This is a genomic window from Thioclava arctica (assembly GCF_040892615.1).
GTDB lineage: Bacteria > Pseudomonadota > Alphaproteobacteria > Rhodobacterales > Rhodobacteraceae > Thioclava > Thioclava arctica.
This window is the reverse complement of the sequence record NZ_JBFRYC010000002.1, coordinates 92,859-106,410: the sequence shown is the minus strand read 5'-3', so window position 1 is coordinate 106,410 and position 13,552 is coordinate 92,859. Positions and strand designations below refer to the sequence as shown.

Below are 13,552 nucleotides of genomic sequence, written 5' to 3'. Positions count from 1 at the left end.
TGTCTGCCCCGTCGCCGATTGGTGCTCGGACCAATGGCGCATCAATCGGCGCCCCCGAGGATATTTCGATCAAGAGGAAGGTTGCAGCCTTTCGAAGGGAGAGAAAGAATGACCACAGTCATCAAGAACGGAACCATTGTCACCGCAGATCTGACCTATAAGGCAGATGTGCTGATTGAGGGCGGGCAGATCATTGAAATCGGCCCCGACCTGAAGGGCGATGAGAGCTTGGACGCCACCGGTTGCTATGTGATGCCGGGCGGGATTGATCCGCATACGCATTTGGAAATGCCCTTCATGGGCACCTATAGCGCGGATGATTTCGAATCCGGCACGCGGGCGGCGCTGGCGGGTGGCACCACGATGGTGGTAGATTTCGTACTGCCCTCACCGGGTGAGGGGCTGATGGATGCGCTCAAGAAATGGGACAATAAATCGACCCGGGCGCATTGCGATTACTCGTTCCACATGGCGATCACATGGTGGGACAAGCAGGTCTTTGACGAGATGAAGACCGTGACCGAGCACGGCATCAACACCTTCAAGCATTTCATGGCCTATAAGGGCGCGCTGATGGTGAATGATGACGAGTTGTACTCGAGCTTCAAGCGCTGCGCCGAGTTGGGCGCGATCCCCTTGGTGCATGCCGAGAATGGTGATGTGGTGGCGGAGTTGTCAGCCAAGCTGTTGGCCGAGGGCAATAACGGCCCCGAGGGTCATGCCTATTCTCGCCCGCCTCAGGTCGAGGGCGAGGCCACCAACCGCGCGATCATGATTGCTGATATGGCGGGGGTGCCGCTTTATGTCGTGCATACCTCGTGTGAGGAAAGCCACGAAGCGATCCGGCGCGCGAAGATGAATGGCAAGCGCGTCTGGGGTGAGCCGCTGATCCAGCATCTGACACTCGATGAATCCGAGTATTTCGACAAGGATTGGGATCATGCCGCGCGCCGCGTGATGTCGCCGCCCTTCCGCAATAAGCAGCATCAGGACAGCCTGTGGGCTGGCTTGCAGTCGGGCACGCTGTCTTGCGTCGCGACCGATCACTGCGCCTTCTCGACGGAACAGAAACGCTATGGCGTGGGCGATTTCACCAAGATCCCGAATGGCACGGGCGGGCTTGAGGACCGGATGCCGATGCTGTGGACCTATGGCGTTGGCACGGGGCGGCTGACGCCCAATGAGTTCGTCGCCGTGACCTCGACCAATATCGCCAAGATCCTCAACCTCTATCCCAAGAAGGGCGCGGTGCTGGTGGGCGCGGATGCCGATCTGGTGGTCTGGGATCCCAAGGCAAGCAAGACCATCTCGGCAAAGACGCAGCAATCTGCCATTGATTACAATGTCTTCGAGGGTAAGGAAGTGACCGGGCTGCCGCGCTATACGCTGTCGCGCGGCGTGGTTGCCTGGGCCGATGGTGAGATCAAGACCAAGGAAGGCCACGGCCAATTCGTCGCCCGCGATCCCGGCATGCCGGTGACGCGCGCGCTGTCGACATGGAAAGAGCTCACCGCGCCGCGCCCCGTGCAGCGCAGTGGAATTCCTGCGAGCGGAGTGTAGGGTCGCAATGGGGGCTCCGGGTCATAGCGGTGTTCTGGAAGCGGCGGTTTATGTCAGTGATCTTGACGCGACCGAACGCTTCTATGGCGGCCTTCTTGGCCTTGAGCGGATCGCGCGCGTCGAGGGGCGGCATGTCTTCTTTCGCTGCGGGCCAAGCGTGATCTTGGCCTTCATCGCCGAGGCCACACGCCTGCCCCCCGCCGATGACGCGAAACTGCCCGTGCCCCCGCATGGTGCGATCGGGGCGGGGCATGTCTGCATAGGCAGCACGGGAGAGCTGCTAGATGAATGGGAAAAGCACTTGAAAGACAATGATGTAGAGATTGAGGCTGACTTTCGTTGGCCAAACGGAGCGCGCTCGATCTACCTGCGCGATCCTGCAGGAAACAGCGTCGAGATCGCCGATCAAACCCTGTGGAGGCGCACATGACGGCAGCCCCGGTTATTTCCGCCCGCGGGCTGGACCTGACATTTGAAACCAATGATGGCCCGGTCCATGCGCTCAAGGATATCAACCTTGATATTGAGCGCGGCGAGTTCGTCAGTTTCATCGGCCCATCGGGCTGTGGCAAGACCACTTTCCTGCGCTGCATCGCGGCGCTGGAAACCCCCACGGGTGGCACGCTGAGCGTCAATGGCATGAGCGCCGAGGAGGCCCGTAAGGAGCGATCTTACGGCTATGTATTTCAGGCAGCGGGTTTGTATCCGTGGCGCACAATTGCAGGAAATGTGCGCCTGCCGCTGGAAATCATGGGGTTTTCCAAGGCCGAGCAGGTCGAGCGTGTTGAAAAAGTGCTATCGCTGGTCGATCTTGACGGCTTTGGCAAGAAGTTCCCTTGGCAGCTGTCAGGCGGGATGCAGCAACGCGCCAGCATCGCGCGCGCGCTGGCCTTTGACGCCGATATCTTGCTGATGGACGAACCCTTTGGCGCGCTTGATGAGATCGTCCGGGACAAGCTGAATGAAGAGCTGCTCAAGCTGTGGGAGCGTACGCAGAAGACCATCGGTTTCGTGACCCATTCGATCCCCGAGGCGGTCTATCTGAGCACCAAGATCGTGGTGATGTCGCCCCGTCCGGGCCAAATCTATGAGGTGATCGACAGCCCGCTGCCCCGCTTTGCGCGTCCGCTGGATATTCGCGACAGCGAGGAATTCCTGCAAGTCGCGCATCGGGTGCGCGAAGGTCTGCGCGCGGGGCATGCGTATGATGAGTGATGCGATCATCCAACAGGTCGGGCAGGGGGCGCGCGCATGAAGTCGATTGCCCCCATCCTCACCGTTCTTGCCGCGATTGTGCTGCTTTGGTATGCTGGCTCGGTCGCGCTGAATGCGAAATGGACCTATGACCAAGCCGCGCGGGCCGGCGAGAGCGTGACGGTCTCGCAGCTTCTGAGTGATACGATGCACCAGAAACGCCCCGTTTTGCCCGCGCCCCATCAGGTGGCGCAAGGGCTATGGCAGGGGCTTGCAGGTCAAGCCATCACCTCCAAGCGCAGCCTTGTCTATCATGGCTGGATCACGCTTTCAGCGACGCTTTTGGGCTTTGCGCTGGGCACTGGGCTGGGGATCGTGCTGGCGGTGGGGATCACCCATAGCCGCGCGATGGATCTGTCGGTGATGCCTTGGGCGATTGCCAGCCAGACTGTGCCGATCCTTGCGATTGCGCCGATGGTGATCGTGGTGCTGGCGAGCCTTGGCGTGACCGGGTTGCTGCCCAAAGCGCTGATCGCGGCGTATCTAAGCTTCTTCCCGGTGCTGGTAGGCATGGTGAAGGGCTTGCGCGCGCCTGACAGCATGCAGTTGGATCTGCTCAAGACCTATAATGCCAGTCAAGGCGAGACGTTGCGCAAGCTGCGGATGCCCTCGTCGATGCCCTATCTATTTGCCTCGCTCAAAGTGGGTGTGGCAGCGAGCCTTGTGGGCACCATCGTGGCCGAATTGCCTGCGGGTGCCACCCGAGGTCTTGGCGCGCGGCTGCTTTCGGGCAGCTATTACGGGCAGACGGTGCAAATCTGGTCGGCGCTGTTTACAGCCGCCGCGCTGGCAGCAATTCTGGTCGGGATCGTGGGCGTGATCGAGCGGATCACCCTCAAACGGATGGGGATGGCGTAATGGGTTGGGCGATTTTCGCGATACTCTTCTGGCTGTGCGCTTGGGGTGCCAATGCGTGGATGGCGCGGCGCTATGGACATCAGCGCTGGGCGCAATTTGCCATTCCGGCGCTGTTCGGGATCACGGTGTTGCTGGTCTGGGAAGGTCTGGTTTTGGGTCTTGGTATCAGCCCGGTGATTTTGCCCGCGCCCAGCCAGATCGCGCAGACTTTCGCGCAATCGGGCCCGATCCTGCGCGAGGATTTCGTGCAGACGATCTTGAAGGGGGCACTCTCTGGCTATGTGATGGGCTGCGGCGCGGCGATCGTGGTGGCGGTGTTGATTGATCGCTCGCCCTATTTGCAGCGCGGGCTTTTGCCGATTGGCAATTTCGTGGCCGCTTTGCCGATCGTGGGGGTCGCGCCGATCCTTGTGATGTGGTTCGGGTTTGACTGGCAGTCCAAGGCCGCCGTTGTCGTGGTAATGGTGTTCTTCCCGGTGCTGGTGAACATGGTCGCCGGCCTTGCCGCGACCGATCATTTGCAACGCGATTTGATGGCGACCTATTCGGCCAGCTACTGGCAAGGGTTGATCAAACTGCGCCTGCCTGCGGCAATGCCGTTTTTGTTCAACGGCCTCAAGATCGCGACGACGCTGGCGCTGATCGGGGCGATTGTTGCTGAATTTTTCGGCAGTCCAACCCGCGGGATGGGCTTTCGGATATCGACCGCCGTGGGGCAGCTTGATTTGCCGCTCGTCTGGTCGGAGATTACCGTTGCGGCCCTCGCGGGCTCGGGCTTTTATGGGGTGGTGGCGCTTCTCGAAAAGCTGGTGACGTTCTGGCACCCGTCGCAACGGGCCCGAGCTTAGGCAGCGCGCCTGAGAAATATAAAAATCCCGGGCAAAGATCCGGGGCCAACAGTGGAGAGAGACGATGAAAAAACTGATCGCGGGGGTAAGTGCAAGCCTAGTCATGGCAAGCGCGGCCTGGGCCAATGAAGATGTAACACTGCAGCTCAAATGGGTCACGCAGGCGCAGTTCGCGGGCTATTATGTGGCTCAGGACAAAGGATTTTACAGCGATGCGGGCCTTGATGTCACGATCAAGCCGGGCGGCCCTGATATCGGCCCCGAGCAGGTGATCGCAGGCGGTGGTGCCGATGTCATCGTCGACTGGATGCCGGCCGCACTCGCGGCGCGCGAAAAGGGTCTGGCGCTGGTCAATATCGCCCAGCCTTATAAGAAATCGGGCATGATGCTGACCTGTCTGAAGGAAAGCGGCATCAAGACTCCCGCCGATTTCCCCGGCCATACTTTGGGCGTGTGGTTCTTTGGAAATGAATACCCGTTCCTAAGCTGGATGTCGCATTTGGGCATCCCGCCCGATGGCGGCGACAAGGGTGTGACGGTGCTCAAACAGGGCTTCAACGTCGATCCGCTGCTGCAAAAGCAGGCGGCTTGTATTTCGACCATGACCTATAACGAGTATCTTCAGGTGCTCGAAGCGGGGATCAAACCCGACCAGCTGGTGACCTTCAAATACGAAGATGAAGGCGTGGCAACGCTTGAAGACGGTCTTTACGTGATGGAAGACAAGCTCAAGGACCCGGCCTTCGTAGAGAAAATGGCGAAATTCGTCAAAGCCTCGATGGAGGGCTGGAAATACGCCGAAGAGCATCCCGAGGAAGCCGCGAAAATCGTGCTGGATAACGACGAAACCGGCGCGCAGACCATCGAGCATCAGGAAGGCATGATGAAAGAGGTCGCCAAGCTGACCGAAGGCACTGACGGCGTGCTCGACCCGGCCGATTATGAGCGCACGGTCAAAGTGTTGCTGGAGGGCGGTTCGGATCCGGTTATCACCAAGCAACCCGAAGGCGCGTGGACCCATGCGGTCACCGATGCGGCCGGTTTGAAATAAGTTCGGGCCACGCTTTTGCCCGGCAATGACAGCCCTCCGGAGCGATCTGGGGGGCTTTTTGCTGCGGGTTTGAACGGGTTGTTAAGGCCTTGGTGCTTTGATGGGATGCGAAGGGCTTAGGAAGGCAGGGCTATGGCAGATTCTGCACGGTTTGGGCGGCACCACAGTCTTGGGCTGCGCAATGGTGTGTATGCGCTGATCGGGTCATTGGTGTTGGTGGCGCTGTTCTGGATGACGTGGAAAAGCCAATTCGCAGCGCCCGCAGGCTATGTTTTCGAAACCCCCACCCAAGCGATTGAGGCAGGCTATTGTCTCACGGTGGTGCGTCAGGTCGCCCCCGGTGGCAGCTTTGGCGGCTATCTGGATGAGGCGCGCGGCTTCTGGTTGCAGCGCTTGCGTGATTTCGGCGGTGATCTGGCGGGCAATATTGCGCAAAGCGAGGCTTTGTTGGGCCGTCATCTCGCGGCGTTTCCGGGGCCGGACCGGGTGTGGTTGATGGATGCGATGGATGCTTGTTCTAACCGCGCCCTGATCTATGGCGTGCGCTTTCGCGCCTTTGAGTGACGCGCGTTCACGCCTTGGAAACGTGATGTGAGACGTGGGGTAACCACCCCGGAACGTGTCGAAATCTGTTGATCGAGATCAAAGCATGGCTCATCATAATGAACTATGCGGTTCACTTAAAGGGCATGGACGGTCCAGCCCGATTGACAGGAGACAGGTCATGCAAAAAAACTTCACAAACAAACCGGTTCTGGCGCTGCTTGCCGCTGTCGCACTTAGCGCGCTGGCCGGTTGTGCCGACATGCAAGGCAAAATGAGCAACGATGATCAAAGCGCTGCGAACGTGCCCAATATGCGCGCCACGATCGAAAACCCGATGTAATGACGAATGCTGTAAACGCTTTGTAAAATGCTTTGTATCTCCTGCGTCTAGCTGTAAATCTGGGCGCAGGAGGCACGATGGCCAAATCAGCACTGACCGGCACGCGAATTCGCGAACGCCGCACATCTTTGGGCCTGAAGCAGGCAGATTTGGCGCGCGCTGCGGGCATTTCCGCAGCCTATCTCAATCTCATCGAACACAACCGCCGCCGCGTGAGCGACGCTTTGATAGAGCGTATCTCACGCGCGATGGGCGTTGACCCGCTGGCGCTTTCGGAGGGGGCTGACAACGCGCTTTTCGATGGTCTGCGCGAGGCGGTGGCCGCCGTTGAGGCCGAGGGCGCAGGCCCGTTTTCCGCCCCCGATCTGGAGCGGATCGAAGAATTCGTGGGCCGATTTCCCGGTTGGGCGGGGCTATTGGCATCGCGGCAAACGCGACTCAGCAGCCTCGAGCGCGTGTTGGAAGGCTATGCCGAACGCATGGCGCAAGACCCGTTTTTGGCGACCTCGCTGCATGAGGTGCTCTCGGCGCTGACCGGGTTGCGCTCCAGCGCCGCGATCTTGGTGGAAACCGAGGATATCGAACCCAAATGGCAGGCGCGTTTTCTGGCCACAATTCAGTCGGAAAGCCTGCGCCTTTCAAGCGCGGCCGAGGCGTTGGTCGGATATCTCGATGAGATGGAAGAATCCGAGACCAGCCTGTCGTCTCCCCAAGAACAGCTTGAGGCGTGGCTTGAGGCGCGCGATTGGCATTTCCCCGAAATCGAGGCGGGCGCCAAGGATCTGGCAGCGCTGATTTCGGGCGTGCCGGAACTGGCCTCGTCGGCGGCGCGCAGCTTGGCGCTGGCCCATCTTGAACGGGTGGCTCGGGATGCTCGGGCCTTGCCGTTGGATCAGATTACGCGCGGTTTGGCCGAATTGGGGGCCGATCCCGGCGCGCTGGCGCAGGCTTTCGGGGTCAGTATCGGCGTGGTGCTGCGCCGGCTTGCGACCTTGCCCCCCGGACTGGCGGGGCTGGCACCACTGGGTTTGGTGATGTGCGATGGCTCTGGCAGCTTGACCTTTCGCCGCGCCGCGCCGGGGTTTGCGCTGCCACGCTTTGGGGGGGCCTGTCCGCTTTGGCCGCTTTATGAGGCGCTGTCTCAGCCGATGCATCCGATCCGCGCGCTGGTGGATGTTGCAGGCCGCGTGCCGCAGCGCTTCGTCACCTACGCGATCTGCGAAACCCGCGCAGTTGGCTTTGACGGGCCGGTGTTGCGCGAGGCGATGATGCTGATCTTGCCCGCCCCGGATGACACTATAGCTGCGCCTGCCCGCGCCATTGGTGCGTCCTGTCGGATCTGTCCGCGCGCGCAGTGCCCGGGGCGGCGCGAACCTTCGATCGTAGCGCTGGGCTAATCGCTTGCCTCAGGCCGGCGGGCACGGCACTCTTGGGTCACTCTATTTATGGAGCCTTGCGATGTCCTCCCAGCCCCCCCGCGTCAGCCTTTGGGCTGTCGAAGTCTTTACCGCCACCGCCGAGGAAGGCGCGATCACGGCAGCCGCGCGCCGGTTGGGTGTGTCGGCCCCGACCGTCAGCCAGCAGCTTGCGGCGCTGGAAACGGCGCTGGGCGCGGAATTGGTGGATCGCTCGGCGCGTCCTTTTGCGTTGACGGTTGCCGGGCGCGGGTTTCTGCCCCATGCCGAGGCGATGCTGGATGCGCTGGCACGCGGGCGCGCCGGGGTGTCGCTGGCCGATCCTGCCGGGCTGACCAGCTTTCGATTGGGCATGATCGAGGATTTCGAATCCGAGGTGACGCCGCTGTTGCTGGCGGGCATGGCCAGTGACCTTCGCCAATGCCGCTTTGAGCTGGAAACCGGGCCAAGCCATCGGTTGCTGGCCAAGCTGGAGGCGCGGGGGCTGGATGTGGCGGTCGCCGCCCAACCCGAAGGCCCGCCGCCCGATGCAACTGAGATCCACGCGCTGCTGCACGAGCCTTTTATCGCGGTGCGCCCGGTGGCTGGGGGGGCGGATTTGCCGCTGATCCATTATTCGCAGCGCACCTTGATGGGGCGCCAGATCGCGGCGCATTTACAGCGTGAGGGCGTGGGGGGCGGGCATCGCCTTGAACTTGATAGCTATCCGGCGATTTTAGCTCTGGTTGCGGCGGGGCAGGGCTGGACGATCCTGACGCCCTCGGCAGTGCGCCATGCGCGCCGCTCGGGGTTGGTGCTGAAACCGCTGCCCGGTGCCCCACTGTCGCGCCGCATCACTCTGACGGCGCGCGACGGGGTTTTGGGCGACTGGCCCAGCGAGGTCGCCGCTAGGCTGCGCACGCTTCTGGCGCAGCGCGTGGTTGCGCCCGCATTGCTAGAGGCTCCTTGGTTGGAGGGGGCTTTGCGCATCGAGCCGGGCTGAATGCGCAGCGCCGTGTCAGCCCACGTTCAACCCCAATGCGTTCAGCACCGCGCCCAAGCTCTCACGCGGCAGCATCAATAGCGCCGATCCCTCTACGTTCAGCTCGACCGCGCCTAGCGCCTCGTTCGAGGTGCCAACCCGGCTATCGGGCGCAAAGGCGATTCCGTCGAGCGGCCAGCGCAGCCCCGTCGAGCGCGCCGTTGCCGGGCCAAATGGAAACAATGAGATCCGCGTGCCCGGTGCCAGATCCAGCGCAATCTGGGGTGGGCAGCGGATGATCACCTCGGCCTCGGCCAGCATCACCACGATTTGCGTGCTGCGGATCACGTCGCTCATCGCGGCCAAAGTATGATCCAGCCGCAACCCGGTGAAGCCGAGCGCCAAAACGAAGGGCGCCTCGATCATGCGCAGGCATTTGGCGAAATCCGTGCTATCTTGTTCGTTGATGAGGTGCACGCGCCCCTCCAACAGGGCGCGATTCGCTTGAGACAGGCTGTCGAGATCGCCGATCACCGCCTCGGGACGCAATCCCAGTGCAAGCGCGTGATCGCCTCCGCCATCCGCCGCCACTAGGCAGGGGGCGATTGTCAACGCTTCGTCAACATCTTGCGGTTTTACTGCGCCTGCGCCGAGGAGTGTTACGCCGCAGGGTGAGTTTACAATCGGGTGGAACATGGCATGATTGATGACGAATATGGCACGCGAACACAATCAAGACCTATAAAATTCCTTTTAAATGCCCTGTTTCGTTCACGGGAAAGCACCAGTTTGGGCGGATGGTGGCGACAATGAGGTCCAAATGAAAGCGAGTGGTCCATGATTGGTTCAAACAAGATCCTGACCGTCTCCTACGGTACTTTTTCGTGTACCCTCGAAGGGTTCGACGACACCTTCAACACGATGAAGGCGATTGCGGAATACTTCCGTGATCTTGCTGCAGAAGATCGGTATTTCGGAGCAGAACCTCCGCAACCCGACGCAGAAATGCTGCATCGGATTGCGGAACGCGAGATCAATCGTCGAGTTGAGGCGAAAATCCATAAAAACGGCGTTATTTTGCGTCAGCATGACGATGTGGGCGAGGCCGAGAATCCGGCCGCTGAACCCGTCGCGCCCCAGCAAGACGAAACGCCTAAGCCGGACCATGCAGCCCCGCTTGCGCTGGTAGCGACCCCGACAGAGGTGCGCAAACCCGAGGGGGAGATTGCGCGTGATCCCGCCCCCGAACAGACTACCACCCCCGAGGTTTCGCCTGCACCCAAAGGCGCGCCCGACGCTACGCTGGCTGAACCCGAATCGGTGGCCGCGAAATTGCAGCGTATCCGTGCCGCCGTGGCGCGTGCCCGCAGCGCTGGCCCGGACGCCTATGATGAAGACGAGCATGCCGATGTGATGCCTCAGGCGTTGCTGGCGGATGCCGATATTGAACCGGTCGCCGACTCCGAAGATTTCGGCTTTGCGCTGGATATTTCGGGTCCGCTTGGTGCGGATGAAATTGATGTTGATGAGGCGCTGGATGCCTCGCTAGACGCTGCCCCGGCTTCGGCTGAGCCTGCCGAGGTGGCACTCGAAGACAATGTCACCGCAGCCCTTGCCGAGGCGCTTCAGCCCGAGCAGGACATGCAAGCGGACACTGAAATCTCGAACGCAGAAGTGGCAAACATCGAAGCGGAGGAGGCTGTCGAAGCCTCTGCTGCGGCTGAGTTCGAAGATAACGCAGACGCGGATGACATCGCCGGTAAGGACGATGCAGAAGATACCACCTCGCTCGACGCAGGTGAGGCGGATGAAGAAGCCCTTCGCCGCCGTGCCGCGCGCCGTTCGCGCCGCGCCGCCAAACGGGCGCGCCGCATGCAGGCCCTGCAAGCAGCGGCCGCCGCGCAAGTCGCGACGCAGTTCGACGTTGCGGATCAAGACGCCGCGTCTGATCTGTCGGCCCCCGAGGCGGAAGCGATTGAGGACGCAGCGCAAGCGGAAGACGCCGCGCCGATCGAAGCGGCGATGTCACCTGACGACGGGGCGCAAGACACTGTTGAGACCGTGCAAGACGCGCAGGACGATCTGGCGCAGGATGATGTGGCTGGTGACGAGGCGCTCGAAGCGCCCGCAGTCGAAGGTGAGACGCGCGATACGGATGAAGCCCAAGACGACGTGGCAGACAGCGCGCCCGCTTCGATGATCCAGCGCGTGCGCGCCCGCGTCATCAAGGTGCGCCGCCCAGATCACAACGCCGCCCCGGTCATCACCCAAGAGCTGAGCGACGCGCCCGAAGCCGACAATGAAGTTTCGCAGGCCGAGGAGGCGCTGGCCGCGGCTCAACATAAGGATGTTGCGCAGGAGGACGATCTGGCTGCACGCATTGCCGCCGAGCTGGGTGAAGACAACGCCCCGCTTGCACAGACCGAAGCCCCTGTCGAGGACACGCCGAAAGGGGCGCTCTCTGAGGAAGAAGAGGCTGATCTGCTGCGTGAACTGGCGATGCTTGACGCCGATGACGAGGGTGAAGACATTTTTGAACAGTTCGCCCTGGAACAAGGCCGCGAAGAGGCTGCACAAGAGGCTGAGTCAAACGACGTTACGCCTGAGGGCGCGGATGTCGAAGACGCTGTCGCCGAGGCTGAGAACGTTGAGGCCGAGGCTGAACCGGTCGCGTTTGACGAAGATGCTGAGTTTGAGGCCGAGCTGAACGCGATCCAAGAGGCCCCCGAAGAGGCCAGCGAGCCGCAGGTCGAGACAGCCGAATTGGAAACGGCCGAGGTCGACACGGATGAGCAGGACGTGGCTGGCACGCAAGATGCAGACGATGAGTCGGTCGAAACGGAAGAAGCGGAGTTTGACGCAGAAGAACGCGCCCAAGACGAGCACGCCGAAGCTGAGTCTGCAGAGACCGAAGAGGCAGAGGTCCCCGTCATTCAGGCAGCCTTCGACACGCGCGAGGATGAAACCGCGCGCTTGATGCAAGAGGCCGACAAACAGTCCGAGGTCGTGGAAACGCGCCGTCGCTTTTCGGCCATCGCGCATCTCAAGGCCGCCGTGGCCGCGACTGTTGCCGACCGTATCTCAAAGGGCCAAGACACGGCCCGCAGGAGCATTGAGGATGAGCACGCGATCGAGCCCTATCGCGAGGATCTGACGCAGGCTGTGCGCCCGCGCCGTCCGGTGAGCAGTGGCAATGAGCGCATCGCGCGCCGCCCCGATGCGCTGCGCCCGGCACCGCTGGTTCTGGTGTCAGAACAGCGCGTCGATGTTGGCGAGGCCGAGGTGGAAGAGGAAGTCGCCGGGGCACGTACGCCCACGACCCATGTGATCCGCCCGCGCCGCATTTCGAGCGCGCAACTGGCAGAGGCACTGGATGACGAGGTCGAAACGATGGCCCCCAATCAGGCCACGAGCTTTGCCGAGTTTGCCGAAACCCTTGGCACGCAGGGCCTGTCGGATCTCCTTGAAGCGGCTGCGGCCTATACCTCGGCTGTCGAGGGGCGCCCGCATTTCTCGCCGCCGCAAATCATGCGCAAGCTGACCGCGATGAGCGAGACCGCCGAAGTGCCGCGCGAAGAGCGGATGCGGGTCTTCGGGCGCTTGCTGCGTCAGGGAAAAATCGCCAAGGTTAAGCGCGGCCAATATGCGATCACCACCGCATCGCGCTATTACGACGAAGCAAAAATGGCGTCTGGCCAATAAGTTAGGCCATAACGCGGGGACGTTAAGGTTACTGATAAGACGGGCGGTCCTGAGGGGTCGCCCGTTTTCTGTTTCGGGTCAGGCGCGGCGGAAAATCTGACGCGCTGCTTCGCCCAAAATCACCCCACCCGCAGCCCCGATGATGCCAGCCGCCACGCGGTTGAGGCGCACGAGTGCTGCGGGTCGTGTCATCATCGCGCGCGCGCGATTCGCCAAAACAGCATAGGGCGAGAGAACCGCGAACAAGATCAGCACCGTCAGGATCGAAAGCGCGGCCCATTGCGTCGTACTCACCCGACCCAGATCAAGCACGCTTGGCAACAGTGCCAGATAGAACACGACGGTTTTGGGATTGCTCAGCGTGATCGCATATCCAGCTGCGAAAGCGCGAAACCCGGTGCGCTCGCGCGTGCTTTGCACTTTGGCCAAGCCTGCGCGGCTCGTCCAGAAACTGTAGGCGATATAAAGCAGATATAGCCCCGAAAGGCATTTGATCACGATGAAGACGCCCGCAAACAGCTTGGCAATCGCGGCCAGTCCGGCCACGGCCACGGCGAGATAGGTGACATCGCCCAAGGCAAGCCCGGCCAAAAATGCAAACGCGCTGCGCAAATTGCTGCCCAGAGACTGGCCCACCAATGCCGCAACACCGGGGCCGGGGATGACGGCGGCAATCGCAAGGGCTGCGCTATAGGTCAAAAGCGGGGCGAGCATGTCCATTGGGGCCTCATCACAGGATTTGCCGTGATTTTGGGCTGGGCCAAAGCGACGCGCAAGCGCTCTTACTGCGGCGCGTCGGGGTCGTCCTTGCCAACACCGCGAAAGATCGGCTTGAGCGGCACAACCCAGATCACACCAAGCACGATATAAACCAGCACCGAGCCCCACCACGGCATCATACCCCAGCGCGCCTCGGCCCAGTTCACGATGCTGACCGCCACGATGATATAGGCGGGCAGCCCGATCACGAGGGCCAGCATCGAGAGGCGACGGCGGGCCTTATAGCTTAGCGCCATC

The 13,552-nt window shown here is 61.6% G+C and carries 14 protein-coding genes; 11 read left to right on the top strand and 3 right to left on the bottom strand.

All coding sequences use genetic code 11. The features are described from left to right. Nucleotides 1-108: 108 nt before the first annotated feature. The 10 genes from hydA (at nucleotide 109) to AB4874_RS03340 (ending at nucleotide 8,854) form a co-directional block, all read left to right on the top strand. Entirely contained in the window at nucleotides 109-1,560 is a 1,452-nt protein-coding gene (gene hydA, locus AB4874_RS03385; protein WP_368390935.1) for a dihydropyrimidinase, read from the top strand. A 7-nt stretch (nucleotides 1,561-1,567) separates the two neighbouring features. Beyond that, complete coding sequence (locus AB4874_RS03380) at nucleotides 1,568-1,990, top strand: VOC family protein (protein ID WP_368390934.1); 423 nt, start codon at nucleotides 1,568-1,570, stop codon at nucleotides 1,988-1,990. Next, a complete protein-coding gene (locus AB4874_RS03375) occupies nucleotides 1,987-2,775 on the top strand; it encodes an ABC transporter ATP-binding protein (protein WP_368390933.1) in 789 nt (262 codons plus the stop codon). The genes AB4874_RS03380 and AB4874_RS03375 overlap by 4 nt, the downstream gene beginning before the upstream one ends. A 36-nt stretch (nucleotides 2,776-2,811) precedes the next feature. Further along, on the top strand, nucleotides 2,812-3,672 hold the full coding sequence (locus tag AB4874_RS03370) for an ABC transporter permease (RefSeq protein WP_295532971.1): 861 nt from the start codon (nucleotides 2,812-2,814) through the stop codon (nucleotides 3,670-3,672). After that, nucleotides 3,672-4,520: an ABC transporter permease gene (locus AB4874_RS03365; RefSeq protein WP_295532970.1), complete on the top strand. Its 849-nt coding sequence runs from the start codon at nucleotides 3,672-3,674 to the stop codon at nucleotides 4,518-4,520. The genes AB4874_RS03370 and AB4874_RS03365 overlap by 1 nt, the downstream gene beginning before the upstream one ends. Before the next feature lie 64 nt (nucleotides 4,521-4,584). Beyond that, nucleotides 4,585-5,571: an ABC transporter substrate-binding protein gene (locus tag AB4874_RS03360; RefSeq protein ID WP_368390932.1), complete on the top strand. Its 987-nt coding sequence runs from the start codon at nucleotides 4,585-4,587 to the stop codon at nucleotides 5,569-5,571. A gap of 132 nt (nucleotides 5,572-5,703) precedes the next feature. Next, nucleotides 5,704-6,135: a hypothetical protein gene (locus tag AB4874_RS03355; protein ID WP_295532968.1), complete on the top strand. Its 432-nt coding sequence runs from the start codon at nucleotides 5,704-5,706 to the stop codon at nucleotides 6,133-6,135. A 160-nt stretch (nucleotides 6,136-6,295) separates the two neighbouring features. After that, nucleotides 6,296-6,457: a hypothetical protein gene (locus AB4874_RS03350; RefSeq protein WP_368390931.1), complete on the top strand. Its 162-nt coding sequence runs from the start codon at nucleotides 6,296-6,298 to the stop codon at nucleotides 6,455-6,457. Nucleotides 6,458-6,534: 77 nt separating this feature from the next. After that, nucleotides 6,535-7,854, top strand: a complete 1,320-nt coding sequence (locus AB4874_RS03345) for a helix-turn-helix transcriptional regulator (RefSeq protein ID WP_295532966.1) — start codon at nucleotides 6,535-6,537, stop codon at nucleotides 7,852-7,854. Between the two features lie 61 nt (nucleotides 7,855-7,915). Continuing rightward, nucleotides 7,916-8,854: a LysR family transcriptional regulator gene (locus AB4874_RS03340; RefSeq protein ID WP_368390930.1), complete on the top strand. Its 939-nt coding sequence runs from the start codon at nucleotides 7,916-7,918 to the stop codon at nucleotides 8,852-8,854. 15 nt (nucleotides 8,855-8,869) lie between these two features. Here the strand turns inward: AB4874_RS03340 and AB4874_RS03335 are convergent, their stop codons facing one another. Next, nucleotides 8,870-9,529 (bottom strand): thiamine diphosphokinase, encoded by a 660-nt coding sequence (locus AB4874_RS03335; RefSeq protein ID WP_368390929.1) that lies wholly within the window; start codon nucleotides 9,527-9,529, stop codon nucleotides 8,870-8,872. Nucleotides 9,530-9,670: 141 nt separating this feature from the next. On the opposite strand from AB4874_RS03335, the gene AB4874_RS03330 reads away from it, so the two are divergent. Then, nucleotides 9,671-12,535 carry a hypothetical protein gene (locus AB4874_RS03330; RefSeq protein WP_368390928.1) on the top strand — a complete coding sequence of 955 codons (2,865 nt, stop codon included), beginning with the start codon at nucleotides 9,671-9,673 and terminating at the stop codon, nucleotides 12,533-12,535. Nucleotides 12,536-12,613: 78 nt separating this feature from the next. On the opposite strand, the gene AB4874_RS03325 is transcribed toward AB4874_RS03330, so the two are convergent. Continuing rightward, nucleotides 12,614-13,255 carry a LysE family translocator gene (locus AB4874_RS03325; protein WP_368390927.1) on the bottom strand — a complete coding sequence of 214 codons (642 nt, stop codon included), beginning with the start codon at nucleotides 13,253-13,255 and terminating at the stop codon, nucleotides 12,614-12,616. A gap of 62 nt (nucleotides 13,256-13,317) precedes the next feature. Further along, the gene (locus AB4874_RS03320) at nucleotides 13,318-13,551 is read right to left on the bottom strand and encodes a DUF2842 domain-containing protein (protein WP_368390926.1); all 234 of its coding nucleotides are present in this window, start codon (nucleotides 13,549-13,551) and stop codon (nucleotides 13,318-13,320) included. Between the last annotated feature and the right edge of the window lies 1 nt (nucleotide 13,552).